Consider the following 20,725-nt stretch of genomic DNA (forward strand, 5'->3'; position numbering starts at 1 on the left):
GCCGGCGGGGTTCTGCAGGAGTGGAGCGAACACGCGAGGTACGAGCGTGTGAGCGCAGCGACGAAGAACCGCGCCCTGAAGGCGCCCGAACCGGGGCCGAAGCGAAGCGGAGGCCCCAAAGAGGCACAGAGCGGAGGCCCCGAAGCAAGCACGACCGGGTACGCGGGTGTGGCCGGTCCCCCCGCCGTGTTGGGCACGTTTATCCTGGTTGCCGCAAACGGGGAACCCAGCAGCAAGGACAGTGGGCGTGGACGCTAAGGACATGGGCCGGGACCTGGAGAAGATCCTGGTCACCGAGGAGCAGATCAAGGCGCGTCTGGAGGAGATCGGCGCGCAGATCGACGCGGACTACGCGGGCAAGGATCTGCTGATCGTCGGGGTCCTCAAGGGCGCCGTCATGGTGATGGCCGACCTGGCACGGGTGCTGCACAGCCCCGTCTCGATGGACTGGATGGCCGTCTCCTCCTACGGAGCGGGCACCACCTCCTCGGGGGTGGTCCGCATCCTCAAGGACCTGGAGACCGACATCAAGGACCGCGACGTCCTGATCGTGGAGGACGTCATCGACTCCGGCCTCACCCTGTCCTGGCTGGTGGGCAACCTCAAGTCGCGCGGTCCCCGCTCGGTCGAGGTCTGCACCATGGTGCGCAAGCCGCTGGCCTACGAGGTGGACCTGGACGTCAAGTACATCGGCTTCGACCTGCCGAACGAGTTCATCATCGGCTACGGCCTCGACTACGCCGAGAAGTACCGCAACCTGCCGTTCATCGGCACTCTCGCTCCGCACGTCTACGAGAAGTAGGCCGTCTGCCGCCCGGCCGGTGTGGGACGGCCCGCACGGCCGGACGGGAACAACCGGCGGGGGCGCCGTCGTTGGTTCGATGACGGCCCCCGCCCTGTGGTTCTCCGTCCCGGTGATCGCGATCTCGCGGTGTGCCCGCCGGGCAGGGCGAGGTGTACCGTCGAAAGATCCCGCGTCCGGCGGGAAACCACGTGTCCGATATGAGGTCCTGCTTCGGAATGTCCTCCGGTGCGGGCGGCTGGTCAGGAGGGACGGACCCCACAGAGGTCCGCTCACATGAATCTGAAGCGTATATTCCGCGGCCCGTGGATATTGATCCTGGCCGTACTCCTCATACTTCTTCTCATCGTCCAGATGTTCGGCATCGGCGGGGGGCAGCAGCCCGAGGAGACCGACATCTCCCAGGTCCACCAGCTCATCGAGCAGGACAAGGTGGACAACGCCGAGATCATCGACCGTGACCAGCGCATCGTGCTGACCACGACCGAGGACGAGGTCTACGAGGCGTACTGGGTCGAGGGCCAAGGGCTGCAGCTCGCGGACATGCTCCAGGAGTCCCTGGACAGCGGCGAGAGCAACCTGGAGTCCTACGAGGTCTCGGTCGCGACCACCTCCGCGTGGACGACCATCCTGGTCAGCTTCCTGCCCCTCCTCCTGATCCTCGCGGTCTTCTGGTTCGTCTTCAGCCAGATGCAGGGCGGCGGCTCCCGGGTGATGAACTTCGGCAAGTCCAAGGCCAAGCTCATCACCAAGGACACCCCGAAGAACACCTTCGCCGACGTCGCCGGCGCCGACGAGGCCATCGAGGAGCTCCAGGAGATCAAGGACTTCCTCCAGGAGCCGGCCAAGTTCCAGGCGATGGGCGCCAAGATCCCCAAAGGCGTGCTGCTGTTCGGCCCTCCCGGTACCGGAAAGACACTCCTGGCGCGCGCCGTCGCGGGCGAGGCCGGGGTGCCCTTCTACTCGATCTCCGGCTCCGACTTCGTCGAGATGTTCGTCGGTGTGGGCGCCTCCCGCGTGCGCGACCTGTTCGAGCAGGCCAAGGCCAACGCCCCCGCCATCATCTTCATCGACGAGATCGACGCCGTGGGCCGCCACCGCGGCGCCGGCATGGGCGGCGGCCACGACGAGCGCGAGCAGACCCTCAACCAGATGCTGGTCGAGATGGACGGCTTCGACGTCAAGGGCGGCGTCATCCTCATCGCCGCCACCAACCGGCCCGACATCCTCGACCCGGCGCTGCTGCGCCCGGGCCGCTTCGACCGCCAGATCGTCGTGGACCGGCCGGACATGGACGGCCGCCGCGACATCCTCAAGGTCCACTCCAAGGGCAAGCCGATGGCCGAGGACGTCGACTTCGACGTGATCGCCCGCCAGACCGCGGGGATGACCGGTGCCGACCTGGCCAACGTCATCAACGAGGGCGCTCTGCTGTCGGCACGCGCCGGGAGCGACACCATCACGCACGCCGTCCTCGAGGAGGCGATCGAGCGCGTCATGGCCGGCCCCGAGCGCAAGAGCCGGGTGATGTCCGAGTACGAGAAGAAGGTCATCGCCTACCACGAGGGCGGTCACGCCCTCGTCGGCCACGCGCTGCCCAACGCCGACCCCGTGCACAAGGTCACCATCCTGCCGCGCGGCCGGGCCCTCGGCTACACCATGTCGATCCCGACGGAGGACAAGTTCCTCACCTCCCGCTCGCAGATGATGGACCAGCTGGCCATGATGCTGGGCGGCCGCGCCGCGGAGGAACTGGTCTTCCACGAGCCCACCACGGGTGCGGGCAACGACATCGACAAGGCCACCTCGCTGGCGCGCAACATGGTGACCGAGTACGGCATGAGCGAGCGCCTGGGCGCCCGCAAGTTCGGCTCCTCCAACACCGAGCCCTTCCTGGGCCGGGAGATGGCGCACACGCGCGAGTACTCCGAGGAGATCGCCTCCGTCATCGACGAGGAGGTGCGCAGGCTCATCGAGTCCGCGCACGACGAGGCCTTCGAGGTCCTGAACGAGTACCGGGACGTCCTGGACGAGCTGGTGGTCGCCCTGCTGGAGAAGGAGACCCTCTCCCGGGACGAGGTCCTGGAGATCTTCGCCCCGGTCCGCAAGCGGCCGAGCCGCGGCTCCTTCACCGGATACGGCAGGCGCCGGCCCTCCACGCGCCCCCCGGTGCTCTCCAAGAAGGAGATCGCCGCAGGCGCCACGGCGGTGAACGGCTCCGGTCCGCGGAGCACCGCCTTCGAGGGGCCGGAGACCGACAGCGGCGGACAGCTTCCGGGCCCGTCCGCCAGTTTCGAGGGAGATGACGAGTGAGCGGGGCCGACAGCCTGCCCGGTAGACAGGTGGACAGAGAGCGCATCGAGCGTGCGGTACGGGAGATCCTCGTCGCGATCGGCGAGGACCCCGACCGCGACGGCCTGGTCAAGACCCCCGAGCGGGTCGCCCGGGCCTACGAGGAGCAGTTCGCGGGACTGGGCCAGAAGCCCGACGACGTGCTCACCACGGTGTTCGAGGCCGGGCACGAGGAGATGGTCCTGGTCAAGGACATCGAGCTCTACTCCACCTGCGAGCACCACCTGGTCCCCTTCTACGGGGTGGCGCACGTGGGCTACATCCCCGGATCCGACGGCCGTATCACCGGCCTGAGCAAGCTGGCCCGGCTGGTCGACGTCTACGCCCGCCGGCCGCAGGTGCAGGAGCGGCTCACCGGCCAGGTGGCCGACGCCATCATGGACCACCTCCAGCCGCGCGGCGTCATCGTCGTCGTCGAGGCCGAGCACCTGTGCATGACCATGCGCGGCGTGCGCAAGCCCGGTGCCCAGACCGTCACCTCGGCGGTGCGCGGCGTCTTCCGGAGCAGCGACCGCACCCGCGCCGAGGCGATGAGCCTCATCCTGGACCGCCGCTGACATCGGCGCCGCGTGACGCGGGAGACATCCGGGGAGGGCCGGGGGCCGCGCGGCCCCCGGCCCTCCCGCGAGACGCATAGAGTGTTTCCATGGCGCCGAAACACACACTTCCAGGACTGCCCGACAAAGGGCGCTGCCTGGTCATGGGGGTCGTGAACGTCACCCCCGACTCCTTCTCCGACGGCGGTGCCTGGTTCGACCCGGAACGGGCGATCGAGCACGGACTGCGGCTGGTGGCCGAGGGCGCGGACATCGTCGACGTCGGCGGGGAGTCCACGCGGCCCGGGGCGCAGCGAGTGCCCGCGGACGAGGAGCTGCGCCGGGTCGAGCCCGTGGTGCGCGAGCTCGCCGCGCACGGCGTGGCCGTGAGCGTGGACACCATGCGGGCCGAGGTCGCGGAGCGCTCCGTCGAGGCGGGCGCCGTCCTGGTCAACGACGTCAGCGGCGGCCTGGCCGATCCGGCCATGGCGAGACTCGTGGCTTCTTCCGGCGTTGCCTATGTGTTGATGCACTGGCGTGGGCATAGTCATGACATGCAGAGCCGTGCCGTGTACACGGATGTCGTCCGGGAGGTCATCGATGAGCTCCGCGACCGTATGGAGGCCATGATCAGTGCAGGCGTCGACCCAGACCAGATCGTCCTCGACCCGGGCCTCGGGTTCTCCAAGCGACCGGAGCAGGCCCACAACTGGGCTCTGCTCCGACATCTCGACCGGTTCCACGAGCTGGGCCGCCCGGTGCTGGTGGCCGGATCCCGCAAGCGCTTCCTGAGCCGCCTCCTGAGCGGCGCGGAGGGCGACCGCCCCTTCGTGGAGTGCGACGCCGCCACCGCGGCCCTGACCACGCTGTCCGCGGACCGGGGCGCCTGGGCGGTCCGGGTGCACGACGTGCGCTCCAGCGCCGACGCCGTGCGTGTGGCGGCCGCATGGTCCGACGGGGGCGCGGGCCTGGACGAGGGACGCTTTCCCCGTACCGCGGTTCGAGGTGGCCGGTGAAGTCGCGCCAGGAGGTCATGGAGCGCGTGGCCGAGGCCAACGCGCAGTTCTACAGCGCCATCGAGAACGGCGACATCGACCTGATGCGCAGTGTGTGGGCGGAGGAGCACGAGGCCCCCGACCTGGTGTGCGTCAACCCCGGCTGGCCCCTGCTGCGCGGCCGTACCGAGATCATCCGGGCCTGGTCGCTGATCATGGCCAACGTGGTCTACATCCAGTACGTGCTCACCGAGACCCACATCGGCGTGGGCGGGGACATCGCCATGGTGACGTGCGAGGAGAACGTCCTCACGGCCGAGGACGACAGCCCCGGGTTCGTCGCCGGGGGGCAGGTCGTCACGACCAACTTGTTCGTCGACACCGAGCAGGGGTGGCGGCTGTGGTCGCACCACGCCTCCCCGGTGCTGATGGGCGAGGAAGAAGAGGACGAGGGCGAGGTCTGATGCGGGACCGTGTCGCGCTGCGCGGGCTGAGGGCCCGCGGCCACCACGGGGTGTTCGACTTCGAGCGGCGGGAGGGGCAGGACTTCGTCGTCGACGCGGTCCTGTACCTGGACACCGCTCCGGCCGCCGCCTCCGACGACGTCGGCGACACCGTGCACTACGGGGTGCTCGCCGACAGGCTGGTGGAGATCGTCACCGGAGAGCCGGTGAACCTCATCGAGACGCTCGCCGAGCGCCTGGCCGCCGTGTGCCTGGAGGAACCGCTGGTCGAACGGGTGGAGCTGACGGTGCACAAGCCGTCGGCGCCGATCGAGCACGAGTTCGGCGACGTCGCGGTCACCGTGGTCCGCGACCGGGGAGGGGCCTCGTGACCCGCGCGGTGCTGTCACTGGGATCCAACCTGGGGGACCGGGCGGCGGCCCTCCGGCGCGGCATCGAGGTGCTGCTGGAGGGCGAGGACGCCCCTGTGCCCGTGGCGCTCTCACCGGTGTACGAGACCGCCCCTGTGGGCGGTCCCGAGCAGGGCCGCTACCTCAACGCGGTCCTGCTCGTGGAGAGCGAGGGCACCCCCCGGCAACTGCTGGAGCGGGCGTGGGCGGCAGAGCGGGCCCTGGACAGGGTTCGTGAAGTCCGCTGGGGGCCGCGCACGCTCGACGTCGACGTGATCGCCTTCGGCCAGGTGCGGGACGACGACCCCGAGCTGACCCTGCCGCACCCGCGCGCGCACCTGAGGGCGTTCGTGCTGCGGCCGTGGCTGGACGCCGACCCCGGTGCCGAGCTCCCCGGCCTGGGCCCGGTGGCCGAGCTGCTGGCGGCGGTGACCGCCGACGACGAGGCGGGGGAGCAGGAGCTGTTCCTGCGTGAGGACCTCGAGCTCCGGCTGCCGGAGGAGGCGACCGGCTGATGGGGGACGACGACGGGCGGCGGCTGCGGCCCACGGGGTGGCGGTTGCCGCTGGTGCTGTTCGTGGCGAGCGCCGTCGCCGGCGCCCTCGTCGCGCACGCGCTGCCCGGCCTGCCGCTGATCCCGTGGTCGGCGATCCCGACCCTGCTCCTGCTGGCGTTCGCGGAGGCGTTCACGGCACGGCGGACACGGCGCCGGATCCGCAGGGAGCCGGGGACCGAGCCGATCCCCCCGATCAGCGCGGCCCGCCTGGTCGCCCTGGCCAAGGCCAGCGTGCTGGTGGCGGCGGTGTTCGCGGGTGCCTTCGCGGGCATGGCGCTGACGGTGCTCGACACCCTGGAGCTGCCGGTCCACCGGGAGGTCTTCCTCACGGGGCTGGGCACGGCGGTGGCCTCGCTGCTGCTCATGGCAGCCGCCTACCGCCTGGAGTGGGCCTGCCGGGTGCCCGGGGACGAGGGCGGGAACGGGGACCGGAACACGCCCGGGACGGCGTGAGCGGAAGCGGCCGACACGCCGGTGTCCCCGGCACCTGGGGCGGCCTGGGGCGGAATCGGCCGCCGGATGATTGACTGAGGCCCGTGGAGACCAGTGATCCGACACCGCAGAGCCCGTCCGAGCCTCCGGAGCCGAGCGGCCCGGCCGTCGCCGCCTTCGCCGCGCCCGAGGGCCTCACCTGGAACCGGGTCTCGTCCTCCCTGGCCTGGTATCACAGGCTGGTCGCGGGGGCGCTGTGCCTGGCCGCGGGCGTCGCGGGGGCGCTCCTGCTGCTCCTGTGGGCGGACCTCGCATGGGCCTTCGCCTGGGTCGCCCTCTCCCTCGTCTGCCTCGTGGCGAGCTGGTTCCTGGCCGGGCTCTTCCGGCGCTCCTGGGGGTACGCGGAGGGGGAGGAGGAGCTGTACCTGACCTACGGCGTCCTCGTCCGGCAGCTCGTCGTGATCCCCTACGGCCGGATGCAGGTCGTGGACACCACGGCGGACCTGCTGGAACAGGCGCTGGGCGTCTCCACGGTGCGGGTGCGCACGGCCGCGATCACCGCCGACACGCGGGTGGTCGGACTCCCGCTGGAGGAGGCGGTCCGGCTGCGCGACCGGCTGGCAGAACGCAGTGAGACCTTCTCGACGGGGTTGTAGATGACAGAGTCCGCCCGCCCGGAACCGCCGCGGTACCCGCCGCCCGCGGTTCCGGGACCGCCGCCGCGGCCCGGCCTTCCGGGCGCTCCGCCCCCGGGACCTCCGCCTCCGTACGGGCAGGCCGGGCACGGCCCCCCGGTGATGCTCCCGCCGACGGTGTGGTGGCCCCAGCCCGTCCAGCCCCGGCCGGAGGAGGACGTGACGTCGGGGGTCCTCCGGTCGCACTGGTCGGCGGTCCCGTTCCGGGTGGTCGCGGTCACGCTGGTGTTCGCGGCCCTGGCCGGCCCCGTCCTCACCCTGTTCGGGTTCGCGTGGGTGCTCGTGCTCGTGGTGGCGGTCTTCTTCGGTTCCCTCGCCTACGCGCTGCCCGCCTGGTGGTACGCGAGCTTCGGGCTGCGCCAGGACCACCTGATCGTGCACAGCGGGCTGGTCATGCGCAGTTCGCGGGAGATCCCGCTCAGCCGCCTCCAGGCCGTGGACGTGGTCCAGCCGCTGCTGATGCAGGTGTTCGGCCTGGCGGAGCTGCGCATCGAGCTCGCCGGAGGGGACGCCAGTGCCGTGCGGCTGCGCTTCCTCCGGCGCCCGGTGGCCGAGAAGCTGCGGGCCGCCGTGGTCGCCCACGCCGCCGGACTTCCCGGCAGGTCGCCGGAGGCGCCCGAGTGGCCGCTGTACCGGCTGCCGTTCCTGCTGCTGCTCGGAGCGCTGACGTTCCGGGTGCCGGTGCTGCTGGGTTTCATCGGGCTGCTCATGCTGGCCACCGCGGGGGCCGTCTTCGGCGAGCCCGGCGTCCTGGGCGCGTTCGTTCCGCTGCTGCTGGGTCTGACGCGCTATTTCCTGGGGCCCCTGGTCCGCTACACGGACTTCTACGCCTCGCTCTCGTCCGACGGCCTGCGGCTGCGCTACGGGATGTTCCAGAGGCGGATGCAGACGGTCCCGCCCGGACGCGTGCAGGCCGTGCGGGTGGTGGAGCCCCTGCTCTGGCGTGCGCTGGGGGTGGCCCGCGTGGAGGCGAACGTGGCGGGATACGCCGGCACCCGCCAGGGCGACTCGGCCACCCTCCTGCCCGTGGCGCCGAGAAGGCGGGCCTTCGCCCTGGTCAACGAGCTCTTTCCCGGAACCGAGGTGGCCCACGTCCCGCTGGTGCCCCACCGGCAGCGGCTGCCCTCCCTGGCGGGTGCGGACGAACACCTCTTCGTCACCTCCGCCGGCCTGTTCTGCAGGGTGACGGAGATCGTGCCGCTGGAGCGGGTGCAGGCGCTGAGGCTGACCGCCGGTCCCCTCTCCCGGTTGACCGGACGGGCCTCGGTGGACGTGGACACCGCGCCCGGACCCGTTCGCGCGCGGGTCGCGGGGCGGAACGTCGACGAGGCCCGGCGTCTGGTGGAGGAGCTGGCCGCTCGCACCCGGCGGGCCCGCAGGACATCGGAGGGACCGGAGCGGTGGGCGACCCGGGCGACGGTGGACCGGCGGGGTGCCACCGAGGAATAGGGGCGTGACGTGCGTCACATGGACGCTGCGGAGAGCTTCCGATTATGGATCCCATGTCGGACATGGAACGTAGCTGAGGGTGATACCTCCTGGTGATGGTCGGGAATGACTTCCCTGTTTTGGTCACGGTGGGTGCCGACGTATGGCTAAATAGTGCTTGAACACAGCAAGTGTTCAGCGTTACACACACGGTCAACGTCAACGGCCGGTGGGCGCCCCCCGTCCGCCGGTCCGACAGGAGAGAAACCATGCTGAAGAAGGCTTTCGCCGCCAGTGCCATCGTCGCCGCCGCCGCGGGCGTCCTGTTCACCGGCGCTCCGGCCATGGCCAACAGCAACGCCTTCACCTCCGGCAACGGCTCGGTCCTGGGCGGCAACCAGGTCATCGCCGACCTCGACATCCCGGTCAACGTCTGCGGCACCGCCGTCGCGGTCCTGGGCATCGCCAACGCCAAGTGCGTCGACTCCGAGGCCAGCATCGAGAACGAGGGCTGACAGCTGCGGCTCCACGCCGCACGCTCCGCCCGCCCGGGGGTTGACCCGGCCGGAGACGTCCCGGCCCCAGGGCGGAGCAGCTGAACTCTCGGCGCCATCCCGTGACGACGGGGTGGCGCCCTTTCGCGTTCCCCGGCACCCGACCCCGGGGGGCGGGGCCGCGGTCCACTGCCGGGGGAGGGCTATCGTGTGCTCAGGCGTCACGGCCGGGGAGGGCCGGACGCACTCGGCACGAGGGAGCGGCAGCATGGAGACCACGCAGGGGCGCCCCGCCCGGCTGCGGGTCGGTGTCATCGGGCCCGGCAGGGTCGGCTCTGTCCTCGGACGCGCGCTCGGACGCGCCGGCCACAAGGTCGTCGCCGCGTCGGCGGTCTCCGAGGCCTCCAAGGAACGGGTCGCCACCCGCCTGCCGACCGCGCGGATCCTGGAACCCGCCCAGGTGGCCGAGGCGAGCGACCTCGTCCTGCTCACCGTTCCCGACGACGACCTCGCCGGGACGGCCGAAGGCCTGGCCGCCACCGGAACCGACCTGCGCGGCAAGATCCTCGTCCACGCCAGCGGCGCCCACGGCCACGGCGTCCTCGCCCCCGCCACCATCGCCGGGGCCCTGCCCCTGGCCCTGCACCCCGCGATGGCCTTCACCGGCCGCGACGAAGACCTCGACCGCCTCGCCAACTGCTGCTTCGGCGTCACCGCCCCCGAGCAGCTGCGCCCCATCGCCGAGGCCCTCGTCGTCGAGATGGGCGCCGAACCAGTCTGGATCCCCGAGGACCGCCGCACCCTCTACCACGCGGCCCTCGCCGGCGGTGCCAACCACCTCGTCACCCTGGTCGCCGACAGCGCCTCGCTGCTCTCCGCCGCGGGGGTCCCCGATCCCGGCCGCCTGCTCGCCCCTCTGCTCGGCGCCTCGCTGGACAACGCCCTGCGCCTGGGCATCCACGGGCTCAGCGGGCCCGTGCTGCGCGGCGACGCCGGAACCGTCGCTGGGCACATCGAGCAGCTGCGCGAGAACGCGCCCGAGAGCGTGGTCAGCTACGTCGAACTGGCCCGGCTCACCGCCGACCTGGCCATCAACGCCGGGATGCTCAGGCCCGAGGACGCGGAGAGACTCCTCGACGTCCTCCGCCGCTGACATCCGCGAGCCGCCCGGACCGGGGCGGCGCGCACCACCACGGACACCACGGGGAAGACCACCCATGACCGAGACCACCAGCACCGCCTCCGCCGGCAGCCGGCGCCCCCTCGTCGTCCGCACGCCCGACGAACTCCGGCGTGCGACGGCCACCGCCGGGCGCACCGCCCTGGTTCCCACGATGGGGGCCCTCCACGAGGGCCACCGGAGCCTCATGAGGATCGCCCGGGAGCGGGCGGACACCGTGGTCGTCAGCGTCTTTGTCAACCCGCTCCAGTTCGGTCCCGGTGAGGACTTCGAGCGCTACCCGCGCGACCTGGACGCCGACACCGAGGTGTGCGCGCAGGAGAGCGTCGACATCGTCTTCGCCCCCGCGACCGAGACGATGTACCCCGCGGAGCAGATGGTGACCGTCGACGCCGGGGCCATGGGCGGGCGGCTGGAGGGCGCCTCCCGGCCCGGCCACTTCACCGGTGTCCTCACCGTCGTCGCCAAGCTCTTCCACCTCGTCCGACCCGACCTCGCCGTCTTCGGCGAGAAGGACGCCCAGCAGATCGCCCTGGTCCGCCGCATGGTCGCCGACCTCGACATCCCGGTGGAGATCGTGGGCGCTCCCATCCTGCGCGATCCCGACGGCCTGGCCTCCTCCAGCCGCAACGTCTACCTCTCGGACCCCGAGCGCGTCAGCGCCCGAGCCCTCTCCCGAGCCCTCGCCGCGGGCCGCGAGGCCGCCCCCGGCGGCGCCGCCGCCGTCCGCACCGCGGCCCTCGCCGTGCTGGAGGGGGCCGCCCAGGCCGACCCGCCCGTCGAGCTGGACTACCTCGCGCTCGTGGACCCGGCCACCTTCACCGAGGCACCCGACGGCCACCGGGGCGCGGCCGTCCTCGCGGTCGCCGCGCGCGTCGGCGCCACCCGGCTCATCGACAACACGTCGATCACGCTCTGAACCGCGGAAGAAGAACCCCATGAGCACACCCACACAGACCCGGATCAGCGCACCGGAACCGGGCTGGTCGGTCTCCGCCGACGTCGCCGTCATCGGGTCGGGGATCGCGGGGCTGAGCACCGCGCTGCGCTATGTCCGGTACTCCGCCGACGGCCGGGTCGTGCTCGTCACCAAGGACCGCCTGTCCACCGGCTCCACCGCCTACGCACAGGGCGGCATCGCCGCCGCGGTCGCCCCCGGTGACGACCCGGTCGCCCACATGGTCGACACCCACCTCGCCGGGGCGGGGCTGTCCGATCCCCACGCCGTCCACGTCCTGGCCGCCGAGGGGCCCGACGCTCTGCGCTGGCTCATCGGCGTCGGCGCCGAGTTCGACCGCGACGCCGACGGAGAGCTCTCCCTCACCCGCGAGGGCGGACACCGGACCGACCGCGTCGCCCACGCGGGCGGTGACGCCACCGGGGCCGAGATCCAGCGCGCACTGGTCGCCGCGGTCCTCGCCGAGGAGCGCATCGAGGTCGTCGAGCACGCCCTCGCGCTCGATGCCCTCCGCGATCCAGCCACGGGCGCGGTGTGCGGTGCGACCCTGCACGTGATGGGCGAGGGCGCCCGCGACGGTGTCGGCGCCGTCCTCGCCCCCGCCGTGGTCCTGGCCACCGGGGGCACCGGGCAGATCTTCGCGGCCACCACCAACCCGCCGGTGTCCACCGGGGACGGCCTGGCCCTGGCCGTCCGCGCCGGCGCGCGCCTGCGCGACATGGAGTTCATCCAGTTCCACCCCACCGTGCTCTGGCTGGGGCCCGACGCACGCGGGCGCCAGCCCCTCGTCTCCGAGGCGCTGCGCGGGGAGGGGGCCTACCTCGTCGACGCCGACGGCAGGCGGATCATGGAGGGCGTCCACGAGCTCGCCGACCTCGCCCCCCGCGACGTCGTGGCGCGCACGATCGCCCGCACCATGGCCGAACAGGGCACCGACCACGTCCACCTGGAGGCGCGCCACTTCGGTCGGGCCACGTGGGAGAAGCGCTTTCCGACCATCCTGGCCTCCTGCCGCGAACACGGCATCGATCCGCTGGCCGTGCCGATCCCCGTCGCCCCGGCCGCCCACTACGCCTCCGGCGGTGTCGAGGTCGACATCGACGGCCGCACCGGTGTTCCCGGCCTGTGGGCCGTCGGCGAGGCCGCCCGCACGGGGGTGCACGGCGCCAACCGGCTCGCCTCCAACTCGCTCCTGGAAGGGCTGGTCTTCGCCGACCGCATCGCCGCCCGGCTGGCGGAGAAGGCGCTGCCGAGGCCCACCGCGTGGAAGGCCGCCGACCACGTCTCGTCCCTGGCCGACCCCGGGGACTCCCCCCGTGTACGCACCCTGATGTCGCGCGGCGCCGGGGTCCTGCGCACCGGCGAGGGTCTGGCCTCCCTCACCGAGGAGCTCGGCGGGCTCGCCCGGCCGGCCGTCCCGGTCGTCCCCGGCGTGGCCTCCTGGGAGGCCACCAACCTGCTCACGGTGGCCCGCCTCGTGGCCGCCGCCGCGCTGCACAGGACCGAGAGCAGGGGCTCCCACCAACGCGCCGACCACCCCGGGCCCCGCCCCGAGTGGCGGGTCCGCTCCGTGACCGTTCGACTGGAAGGGGACACACCCGTGGCCGCCGACGAGATCCTGCCGCCCTCCCTGCCGACCGCCCTGGCGGCCGAGCTCGACACCGTCTCCCTGCCCCTCGCCGAACCCGCGCACGCGGACCCCGACGTGCGGGCCCAGTTCCAGGCCTCCTGGAGCGCCCCCCACCAGGCGCACGCCGACCTGGTGCGCCGGGCGCTCGCGGAGGACCTCACCGGCGGGCCCGGGATCGACGTCACCAGTGTCGCGACCATCCCCGCCGACCAGGTGCGCACCGCACACGTCGTGGCCCGGGCGAGCGGCACCGTCAGCGGCCTCCCGCTCGCCGAGCTCGTCTTCTGGACGGTCTCCGACGGTGCGCTGGACGTCACCCGCGGCGCCGCCGACGGCGACGCGGTCGAGCGCGGGGACGTGCTCATGTCGGTGACCGCGCGCACCCGCGACCTGCTCACCGCGGAGCGCACCGCGCTCAACCTCCTCACCCACATGTCCGGCATCGCCACCGCCACCCGGGCCTGGGTGGACGCGGTGGCGGGCACCGGCGCCCGCATCCGCGACAGCCGCAAGACCCGCCCCGGCCTGCGCGCCCTGGAGAAGTACGCCGTGCGCTGCGGGGGCGGCGTCAACCACCGCTACTGCCTCAGTGACGCCGGTCTGGTCAAGGACAACCACGTGATCGCCGCCGGCGGGGTGGGGGCCGCGGTCCGCGCCGTCCGCGAGCGCTTCCCCGGCGTTCCCCTGGAGGTCGAGGTCGACCGCATCGACCAGATCGAGGAGGCGCTGGAGGCGGGGGCGGAGGAGATCCTCCTGGACAACTTCACCGTGGAGCAGCTCGCCGAGGCGGTGGCCCTGGTCAGGGGCCGCGCCCGGCTGGAGTCCTCGGGCGGACTGACCCTCGGCGTCGCCCGCGACGTCGCCGCGACCGGGGTGGACTACCTGGCCGTCGGCGCCCTCACCCACTCGAGTCCGGCACTGGACATCGCCCTGGATCTCGTGTGACGGACTACCGCGCGGAGTCCGCTTGGTGGAAGATTCCTGAGAACACACCACTTCGACCAGGATGAGGGCCAATGCTGCTGACGATCGACGTCGGTAACTCCGAGACGGTCTTCGGTCTCTTCGACGCCGACGACCTCCTCGAACACTGGCGGGTGAGCACCGCCCCCCGGCGCACCGCCGACGAGTGGGCGGTCGTGCTGCGCGGCCTCGTCGAGGGCAGCACGCTGGGAGGAATCGAGGACATCGACGGCCTGGCGATGTGCTGCTCGGTACCCTCTGTCCAGCACGAGATGCGCGACATGTTCCGGCGCCACTTCGGCGACATCCCGGCCGTGATCGTCGAACCGGGCATCAAGACGGGTGTGCCGATCCGGATGGACAACCCCAAGGAGGTCGGCAGCGACCGCATCATCAACGCGCTGGCCGCCGGCCACCTCTACGGCGGCCCGGCCGTGGTGGTGGACTTCGGGACGGCGACCACCTTCGACGCGGTCAGCACCAAGGGGGAGTACGTGGGTGGGGCGATCGCCCCGGGCATCGACATCTCCGTGGACGCGCTCTCGCGCCGCGGCGCGCAGCTGCACATGGTCGAGATCGTCCGGCCGCGCGCGGCCATCGCCAAGAACACCACCGAGGCCCTGCGCTCGGGCATCGTGTTCGGCTTCGCGGGCCAGGTGGACGGGATCGTCGACCGGATGGTCGCCGAGCTCACCGACTCCCCGGACGACGTGACGGTGGTCGCCACCGGGGGCCTGGCCGTGACGGTCGTCGACGAGTGCGAGACCGTCGACATCCACGAACCCTGGCTCACCCTCATCGGCCTGCGCCTGGTCTTCGAGCGCAACGTCGGCTGACACGGAGGGCCGGGTGGGGAGGGCCCTCCCCACCCGGCCCCGGCCGCCGGACACGGGACCGGGGAACAGCTCGGCCGGGCGGCCGAGGCCCGGCCGAGGTGCACCGCCGCCCGCCGGCGCTACTCCGGCGCGGGCCCGGCCGCCGGCGCGGCGGGCCGGTACAGGTCGGGCTCGATGTAGATGACCCGTGCGATCGGCACGGCCGCGCGGATGCGGGACTCGGCCTCGTCGATGGCGCGGGTGACGCGCGCGGCGTCGTCCTGGGCGTCCACGGCGACCTTGGCGGCGACCAGCAGCTCCTCGGGGCCCAGGTGCAGGGTCTTCATGTGGATGAGGCGGTCGATGTCCTCCACCGTCGCGATCGCCTCCTTGATCTGCCCGATGTGCTCCTTGCTCGCCGACTCCCCGATGAGCAGGCTCTTGACCTCCATCGCCAGCACGACCGCGATGGCCACCAGCAGGATGCCGATGGCGGCGGTGCCCAGGCCGTCCCACAGGCCGTTGCCGGTGACCAGCGTCAGGCCGACACCGATCAGCGCGAACACCAGGCCGAGCAGCGCACCGGTGTCCTCCAGCAGGATGACGGGCAGTTCGGGGGACTTGGAGCGGCGCACGAACTGGACCCAGCTCGCCCGGCCGCGCACCGCGTTGGACTCCTTGACCGCGGTGCGCAGGGCGAAGGCCTCCAGGACGATGGCCACGAGCAGGACGGCGACCGGCACCCACCGCCAGGCGGTGATCGGCTCGGGGTGGGAGATCTTGTGCCAGGCCTCGTAGAGCGCGAACAGGCCGCCCACGCTGAACAGCACGATCGCCACCACGAAGGCGTAGATGTAGCGCTCCCTGCCGTAGCCGAACGGATGCTCCTCCGTCGCGGTCCTGCGAGCGCGCCTGCCGCCGATGAGCAGCAGCGCCTGGTTGCTGGAATCGGCGACCGAGTGGATGGACTCGGCCAGCATGGCCGACGACCCGGTCAGGGCATAGGCCACGAATTTCGTGACCGCGATCCCCATGTTCGCGGCCAGGGCCGTGACCACGGCCTTGGTGCTTCCCTCAACGCTCACCGGTTTCTCGTTTCCTGTTCGTCTGACGCACACCATGGATGCGGGGGCAGGGCAGCGCAATACTAATGACACGGTTTTTCGGTTTCACCCACCCGCCTTTACGGCCGCGGGCTTTCCCCGTGCCCCGGCCCGCCGCGGCGCCGGTAGGATCGTGCGCGTGAACCACGCGCACGACGACAACTACGACGACCTGCCCGAACAGATGCGAGTCCGGCGCCAGAAGCTGGACCGGTTGCGGGAGCAGGGCATCGACCCCTTTCCCGTCTCCTTCCCCCGTTCCGCGTCGATCAAGGCCGTGCGTGACAAACACCAGGGTCTGGAGCCCGACACCCACACGGGCGTCGACGTCTCCATCGCCGGCCGGGTGATGCTGTACCGCACCGGCGGCAAGCTGTGCTTCGCCACGCTGCGCGACGAGACCGGCGACCTCCAGGTGATGCTGTCGCTGGACCAGGTCGGCGCCGAGCGCCTGGAGGCCTGGAAGACCGACGTCGACCTGGGCGACCACGTGGGTGTGGAGGGCGAGGTCGTCACCTCCCGCCGCGGCGAGCTCTCGGTCATGGTCCGCTCCTGGACGCTCACGGCCAAGTGCCTGCGCCCCCTGCCGGAGAAGCACAAGGGCCTGACCGATCCCGAGGCCCGGGTGCGGCAGCGCTACGTGGACCTCATCGTCAACCCCGAGTCCCAGCAGATGGTCCGCCGCCGCTCGGCCGCCATCCGGGCCATCCGGGACTCGCTCACCGCACGCGACTACATCGAGGTCGAGACCCCGATGCTGATGCGGGTGCACGGCGGGGCCACGGCGCGCCCCTTCACCACCCACATCAACGCCTACGACATGGACCTGTACCTGCGCATCGCCCCCGAGCTGTCGCTCAAGCGGCTGGTGGTGGGAGGTCTGGAGCGGGTCTTCGAGATCAACCGCAACTTCCGCAACGAGGGCGCGGACTCCACGCACAACCCCGAGTTCACGATGCTGGAGTTCTACCAGGCCTACGCCGACTACAACGTCATGGCCGACGTCACCCGCGAGCTGATCCAGGACGCGGCCCGCGCCGTGTTCGGCTCCACCGTGGTCGAGCGCGACGGCGAGAGCTACGACCTCGGTGGGGAGTGGCCGCAGATCACCCTGTACGGGGCGGTCTCCGAGGCCCTCGGCGCCGAGGTCGGTCCGCGCACCCCGGTCGAGGAGGTTCGGCGCCTGGCCGCGGACAAGGGAGTCGAGTACAGCGAGGAGTGGGGCCAGGGCAAGCTGGTCGAGCACGTCTTCGAGGAGCTGGTGGAGCACACCCTGGTCCAGCCGACCTTCGTGCGCGACTTCCCGGTGGAGACGAGCCCGCTCACCCGCCAGCACCGGGAGGACCCGCTGCTCACGGAGAAGTGGGACCTCATCGGCTTCGGCATGGAGATGGGAACGGGCTACTCCGAGCTGGTCGACCCGGTCGAGCAGCGCCGGCGCCTCACCGAGCAGTCGCTGATGGCAGCCGAGGGCGACCCGGAGGCCATGCAGCTGGACGAGGACTTCCTCCGGGCACTGGAGTACGGCATGCCGCCGACCGGCGGTGTGGGTGTGGGCATCGACCGGCTCCTGATGGCCTTCACCGGGAAGAACATCCGTGAGACCGTCCTCTTCCCGATCGTCAAGCCCTCCGGAGAATAGCGACCGGAACGGGTCCGGGGCCGCCGCACCCAGGTGCGGCGGCCCCGCCGCGTTCTCCACCGCGGCGGGGAAACCTGCCTTTCCGGCCACAAGGAGCACGACGGCCGGACAGGTGCGGGTCTCCACGGAGACAGAACGTGATTCTCTCCAGAGAGGGAGCCCTGCTTCGCTACTCTCCGGTAGCGAACGTTGACGCAGGTCAGCGCACGGAATGTCACAGACTGAATTTTTGGTGTGGCTCGCTGTTCAAGTGTGACTACTCATGGTAATTTACCGGGTCTTGACGGTATCCACTCCTCCGCCTAGCGTGCTGTGAGCGGGCTTTGCCCGTGAGTTCGCCGAAGTGGAACGAGTGACGCGGAGAGCGTGAGGAGACGGTGCCCGAGGGCGCCGATGTCCTCCGCGCGTACGTGAGCCCACCGATGCGGTCTGTCCGTCCCGGACCGCAGCGGACGGGAGGCGCGTGCGGCCCCTGCCGACAACCCCGGTCCCTGTGCCAGAGGGGTCCTCGGGGTGTGCCGTGCTGCGGGTCCCCGCTCACCGAGAGGAGCCGCGAGACCGGCTCGGCGCCCCAGGCGCCCACCCAGGTGACGAGTTGATGTTCCGCACTCACATGATGAGGGAGGACGGAGTGGAACAGGCCACACTCGTACGACGCCCCGTTGAGGACCAGAGCACTCTCCAGCACCGGGAGAACATGGTTCCTCTCCAGACCCGCTCGCGAGAGACCGCACTCGGGCAGTACCCGCCGGTGGAGCTGAGCTCCGAGGAGATCGAGCTGCTCGCCGAGATCGCCACCGGCGTCACCACCGAGGTGGCCGCCCGCCACCTGGAACTGAGCGCCCGTACCCTGCGCCGGCGCATCCGCAACATCTGTGACGTGCTCGGGGTGAACACCCCCATCGAAGCGGTCGTGTGGGCCGCCCGCCGCCAGCTCATCTGAGTCCGGCGGAGACCTCGGAGACCGTCGCGGGCACGGACGGTCCGAAACCGTGTACCTGCCGCATCCGCCGGGGAAGAGCGCTCCGGTAGGTGCGGCGGGGCACATGGGCATAGTCTGGTCCGGCTATGCCCGTTCGCCATGTTCACGTGCGGCGCGCCCGGACCCGGGACGTCGTCCACATCCGCCGGCTCGTCGACACCTACAGCGTCGACCGGCGCGTGCTCTCCAAGAGCACCGTCAACCTCTACGAGGACATCCAGGAGTTCTGGGTCGCCGAGGCCCTGCCGCCCGCGGACGGAGCGGACCCCGGGGAGCGGGAGCCGCGCGTGGTGGGCTGCGGGGCCCTGCACGTGCTCTGGGAGGACCTGGCCGAGGTGCGCACCGTCGCGGTGGATCCCTCCCTGCGCGGCCTCGGCGTCGGACACCGGATCGTGTCCGCACTGCTCGACACCGCCCGCGCGCTGGGCGTGCGCCGTGTGTTCTGCCTGACATTCGAGACGGCTTTCTTCGCCAAACACGGCTTTGCCCCCATCAGGGGAACCCCTGTGTCGACGCGGGTGTACGAGGAACTCCTCCGTTCCTACGACGAGGGCGTCGCCGAATTCCTGGACCTCGAACGAGTCAAACCCAACACTCTCGGGAACACGAGGATGCTCGTCCACCTCGGCCCGGAGACCGAAGGCACCGACAGCTAAAGGTTTTCGTAGTCACCCGGTACGGTGTTCCGCCAAACGCTCTCCTAAGGGCGTCTCGAGAAGCTCGGAGGATCCGGTCGAGGGCACGCGCTTAACGGCACCGCGTGGTATGGAAGTGGAAGAGGACAGGTAATGTGTACCTGCGAACCCTGGTCGATCGAGTTCGGGACGAGTGGGACGGAGAGCGGTGACGAAGGGTTGTGATTTCACCGGCTTCCGTAACCGTACGAACACATCTGATGCGGGTTCGATGCACGTTCGATACGGAACGGGACGCGGGGCCCGGATGTCCTCGGTTCGCCGAGCATTGGCAGTACCGGCTTTGCCGGGGCGGCACACAGTGCGTCCGTGCCAAACGCTCGGCCAAACGAGAGGCAAGCGGTGTCTATGATGTCCGGTATGCCTTTGCCCGTCCTGCCGGGCGCCATCCCCCGGGAGTGTACCGACCCTGAGTCGGGTATTTGCTGCAATAAGTAACAACCAGGAAGGGTGGACCGCTGCCATGGGGGATTTTTTGTCATCGGTGCTCTCTCCTGGGCTGATCGATGTTTTGTCGGCGCTCACCCCTCCGGCTCTCGTCGCCTTCGTCTTCTGCTACTTCATCATCAAGCTGCTGCGCAGGGAGATGGCGCCGCGGAGGATGGACGGAAGCCCGGTGGGCAAAGACGAGGACGCTCCGGCCGGGAGCAGCGACAAGGACGCTCGGAGCCAGGCCGGGGAAGCCGGAGCGATGAACGGCACATCGAATGCCCAGGACGGGGAACGACCCGAATCCGAAGGTCGTTGACACGGTACTCGAACGATCGCACCCGAGGCGGAGCAGTGGCCGCCTCCCCGCCCGCGCAGGCCGCGTGAAGCCGCCGCGCATCTTCGGCGTACCCGAAACCCCGGCCCGTACGTGACGATTTACGGCACGCGGCCAATTGTGTTTCGTCTGGGTGCAAGATAGCTTTATATTCAGGTGTGGAGACACCGCTCCTCTGAAAGGTTTGAATCCATGGCACAGAAGGTCCAGGTTTTTCTGGTAGACGACCTCGACGGCGGCGAGGCCGAGGAGACGGTGACGTTCGGTCTGGACGGATCCGTGTACGAAATCGACCTCAGCGCCGGTAATGCCGCCAAGCTTCGTGAGGCCCTTACTCCGTTCGTCGAGGCCGCTCGCAAGGCATCGCCCAAGCCGGCCCGCGGCGCCGGTCGCCGTAGCGCCAGCCGTAATGCTCCCAGCCGTGAGCGCAGCGCCGAGATTCGCGCGTGGGCGAAGGCCGCCGGCAAGCCGGTGAATGAGCGCGGGCGTATCCCCGCCGCCATCGTCGCCGAATATGAGGCCATCAAGGGCTGACCTCATGCCCGATCTCCCGCAAGCCGGAATGCCGTCAGGTCCCGGAAGGCCGAGGAATCGACGGCGGGAAAAGTAATCCCGCTTCCCTCGCCGCCGGGCGTCCGCGGGTCCGTGCCCGCGCGCGAGCCGCGACTCCGTGCGCCTCGGTACGGCGACAGGGGAGCACCTGCCACGCCGCGCCCGCGGGGCAGCACCGTACGGCCCGGCGCCGCCGGTGGCGGGGTGGCGGCCGCGGAGACGGCCACCGGTCCCCGGGAGGGCGCACCGCTGCCGATCGGCCTCCTGTTTTCTGCGCATTTCGCTTTCGGTGAACA

Annotated in this window: 21 protein-coding genes; 20 read left to right on the top strand and 1 reads right to left on the bottom strand. The window is 71.0% G+C overall.

Annotated features, from left to right (window positions below; genetic code table 11):
- Nucleotides 1–247 precede the first annotated feature (247 nt).
- The 15 genes from hpt to FHS13_RS14115 all read left to right on the top strand — a co-directional run bounded on the left by hpt (nt 248) and on the right by FHS13_RS14115 (nt 14,710).
- On the top strand, nt 248–802 hold the full coding sequence (hpt, locus tag FHS13_RS14045; protein WP_184292333.1) for a hypoxanthine phosphoribosyltransferase: 555 nt from the start codon (nt 248–250) through the stop codon (nt 800–802).
- Between the two features lie 276 nt (nt 803–1,078).
- Nucleotides 1,079–3,115 carry an ATP-dependent zinc metalloprotease FtsH gene (gene ftsH / locus FHS13_RS14050; RefSeq protein WP_184292335.1) on the top strand — a complete coding sequence of 679 codons (2,037 nt, stop codon included), beginning with the start codon at nt 1,079–1,081 and terminating at the stop codon, nt 3,113–3,115.
- Nucleotides 3,112–3,711, top strand: a complete 600-nt coding sequence (gene folE / locus FHS13_RS14055; RefSeq protein ID WP_184292337.1) for a GTP cyclohydrolase I FolE — start codon at nt 3,112–3,114, stop codon at nt 3,709–3,711. The genes ftsH and folE overlap by 4 nt, the downstream gene beginning before the upstream one ends.
- Before the next feature lie 89 nt (nt 3,712–3,800).
- Complete coding sequence (gene folP / locus FHS13_RS14060) at nt 3,801–4,706, top strand: dihydropteroate synthase (protein ID WP_246405294.1); 906 nt, start codon at nt 3,801–3,803, stop codon at nt 4,704–4,706.
- A complete protein-coding gene (locus tag FHS13_RS14065; protein WP_184292339.1) occupies nt 4,703–5,149 on the top strand; it encodes a nuclear transport factor 2 family protein in 447 nt (148 codons plus the stop codon). The genes folP and FHS13_RS14065 overlap by 4 nt, the downstream gene beginning before the upstream one ends.
- Complete coding sequence (gene folB / locus FHS13_RS14070) at nt 5,149–5,520, top strand: dihydroneopterin aldolase (RefSeq protein ID WP_184292341.1); 372 nt, start codon at nt 5,149–5,151, stop codon at nt 5,518–5,520. The genes FHS13_RS14065 and folB overlap by 1 nt, the downstream gene beginning before the upstream one ends.
- Nucleotides 5,517–6,053, top strand: coding sequence for a 2-amino-4-hydroxy-6-hydroxymethyldihydropteridine diphosphokinase (gene folK / locus FHS13_RS14075; RefSeq protein WP_184292343.1), 537 nt, complete (start codon nt 5,517–5,519; stop codon nt 6,051–6,053). The genes folB and folK overlap by 4 nt, the downstream gene beginning before the upstream one ends.
- The gene (locus tag FHS13_RS14080) at nt 6,053–6,547 is read left to right on the top strand and encodes a DUF3180 domain-containing protein (protein ID WP_184292345.1); all 495 of its coding nucleotides are present in this window, start codon (nt 6,053–6,055) and stop codon (nt 6,545–6,547) included. The genes folK and FHS13_RS14080 overlap by 1 nt, the downstream gene beginning before the upstream one ends.
- A 200-nt stretch (nt 6,548–6,747) precedes the next feature.
- The gene (locus FHS13_RS14085) at nt 6,748–7,182 is read left to right on the top strand and encodes a PH domain-containing protein (RefSeq protein WP_246405303.1); all 435 of its coding nucleotides are present in this window, start codon (nt 6,748–6,750) and stop codon (nt 7,180–7,182) included.
- A 141-nt stretch (nt 7,183–7,323) separates the two neighbouring features.
- Entirely contained in the window at nt 7,324–8,670 is a 1,347-nt protein-coding gene (locus FHS13_RS14090) for a PH domain-containing protein (RefSeq protein ID WP_184292349.1), read from the top strand.
- Nucleotides 8,671–8,918: 248 nt separating this feature from the next.
- Nucleotides 8,919–9,164 carry a chaplin family protein gene (locus FHS13_RS14095; RefSeq protein WP_184292351.1) on the top strand — a complete coding sequence of 82 codons (246 nt, stop codon included), beginning with the start codon at nt 8,919–8,921 and terminating at the stop codon, nt 9,162–9,164.
- Nucleotides 9,165–9,411: 247 nt separating this feature from the next.
- Nucleotides 9,412–10,296, top strand: a complete 885-nt coding sequence (locus FHS13_RS14100) for a Rossmann-like and DUF2520 domain-containing protein (protein ID WP_184292352.1) — start codon at nt 9,412–9,414, stop codon at nt 10,294–10,296.
- A gap of 64 nt (nt 10,297–10,360) precedes the next feature.
- Complete coding sequence (gene panC, locus FHS13_RS14105; protein ID WP_184292354.1) at nt 10,361–11,242, top strand: pantoate--beta-alanine ligase; 882 nt, start codon at nt 10,361–10,363, stop codon at nt 11,240–11,242.
- A 19-nt stretch (nt 11,243–11,261) separates the two neighbouring features.
- Nucleotides 11,262–13,856 carry an L-aspartate oxidase gene (locus FHS13_RS14110; protein ID WP_184292355.1) on the top strand — a complete coding sequence of 865 codons (2,595 nt, stop codon included), beginning with the start codon at nt 11,262–11,264 and terminating at the stop codon, nt 13,854–13,856.
- Between the two features lie 71 nt (nt 13,857–13,927).
- Nucleotides 13,928–14,710, top strand: a complete 783-nt coding sequence (locus FHS13_RS14115) for a type III pantothenate kinase (RefSeq protein WP_184292356.1) — start codon at nt 13,928–13,930, stop codon at nt 14,708–14,710.
- Between the two features lie 119 nt (nt 14,711–14,829).
- Here the strand turns inward: FHS13_RS14115 and FHS13_RS14120 are convergent, their stop codons facing one another.
- Nucleotides 14,830–15,774 (bottom strand): cation diffusion facilitator family transporter, encoded by a 945-nt coding sequence (locus FHS13_RS14120; protein ID WP_184292357.1) that lies wholly within the window; start codon nt 15,772–15,774, stop codon nt 14,830–14,832.
- Between the two features lie 157 nt (nt 15,775–15,931).
- Here FHS13_RS14120 and lysX point away from each other — a divergent pair, with 157 nt between their 5' ends.
- The 5 genes from lysX (at nt 15,932) to FHS13_RS14145 (ending at nt 20,411) form a co-directional block, all read left to right on the top strand.
- The gene (lysX, locus tag FHS13_RS14125; RefSeq protein ID WP_184292358.1) at nt 15,932–17,434 is read left to right on the top strand and encodes a bifunctional lysylphosphatidylglycerol synthetase/lysine--tRNA ligase LysX; all 1,503 of its coding nucleotides are present in this window, start codon (nt 15,932–15,934) and stop codon (nt 17,432–17,434) included.
- 631 nt (nt 17,435–18,065) lie between these two features.
- The gene (locus tag FHS13_RS14130; RefSeq protein WP_184292536.1) at nt 18,066–18,377 is read left to right on the top strand and encodes a LuxR C-terminal-related transcriptional regulator; all 312 of its coding nucleotides are present in this window, start codon (nt 18,066–18,068) and stop codon (nt 18,375–18,377) included.
- Nucleotides 18,378–18,502: 125 nt separating this feature from the next.
- Nucleotides 18,503–19,072: an amino-acid N-acetyltransferase gene (locus FHS13_RS14135; protein ID WP_184292359.1), complete on the top strand. Its 570-nt coding sequence runs from the start codon at nt 18,503–18,505 to the stop codon at nt 19,070–19,072.
- A gap of 502 nt (nt 19,073–19,574) precedes the next feature.
- On the top strand, nt 19,575–19,859 hold the full coding sequence (locus FHS13_RS14140) for a hypothetical protein (RefSeq protein ID WP_184292360.1): 285 nt from the start codon (nt 19,575–19,577) through the stop codon (nt 19,857–19,859).
- A 210-nt stretch (nt 19,860–20,069) separates the two neighbouring features.
- On the top strand, nt 20,070–20,411 hold the full coding sequence (locus FHS13_RS14145; protein ID WP_184292361.1) for a histone-like nucleoid-structuring protein Lsr2: 342 nt from the start codon (nt 20,070–20,072) through the stop codon (nt 20,409–20,411).
- The last annotated feature ends 314 nt before the right edge of the window (nt 20,412–20,725 follow it).

Origin of the sequence: Nocardiopsis algeriensis (assembly GCF_014203695.1) — a bacterium.
GTDB lineage: Bacteria > Actinomycetota > Actinomycetes > Streptosporangiales > Streptosporangiaceae > Nocardiopsis > Nocardiopsis algeriensis.

Coding starts and splice junctions, on each gene's coding strand:
- FHS13_RS14135 (WP_184292359.1), top strand. CDS start 18,503: ATGCCCGTTCGCCATGTTCACGTGCGGCGCGCCCGGACCCGGGACGTC.
- FHS13_RS14100 (WP_184292352.1), top strand. CDS start 9,412: ATGGAGACCACGCAGGGGCGCCCCGCCCGGCTGCGGGTCGGTGTCATC.
- FHS13_RS14090 (WP_184292349.1), top strand. CDS start 7,324: ATGCTCCCGCCGACGGTGTGGTGGCCCCAGCCCGTCCAGCCCCGGCCG.
- folB (WP_184292341.1), top strand. CDS start 5,149: ATGCGGGACCGTGTCGCGCTGCGCGGGCTGAGGGCCCGCGGCCACCAC.
- FHS13_RS14115 (WP_184292356.1), top strand. CDS start 13,928: ATGCTGCTGACGATCGACGTCGGTAACTCCGAGACGGTCTTCGGTCTC.
- FHS13_RS14140 (WP_184292360.1), top strand. CDS start 19,575: ATGGGGGATTTTTTGTCATCGGTGCTCTCTCCTGGGCTGATCGATGTT.
- folP (WP_246405294.1), top strand. CDS start 3,801: ATGGCGCCGAAACACACACTTCCAGGACTGCCCGACAAAGGGCGCTGC.
- FHS13_RS14080 (WP_184292345.1), top strand. CDS start 6,053: ATGGGGGACGACGACGGGCGGCGGCTGCGGCCCACGGGGTGGCGGTTG.
- FHS13_RS14110 (WP_184292355.1), top strand. CDS start 11,262: ATGAGCACACCCACACAGACCCGGATCAGCGCACCGGAACCGGGCTGG.
- FHS13_RS14095 (WP_184292351.1), top strand. CDS start 8,919: ATGCTGAAGAAGGCTTTCGCCGCCAGTGCCATCGTCGCCGCCGCCGCG.
- panC (WP_184292354.1), top strand. CDS start 10,361: ATGACCGAGACCACCAGCACCGCCTCCGCCGGCAGCCGGCGCCCCCTC.
- ftsH (WP_184292335.1), top strand. CDS start 1,079: ATGAATCTGAAGCGTATATTCCGCGGCCCGTGGATATTGATCCTGGCC.
- FHS13_RS14145 (WP_184292361.1), top strand. CDS start 20,070: ATGGCACAGAAGGTCCAGGTTTTTCTGGTAGACGACCTCGACGGCGGC.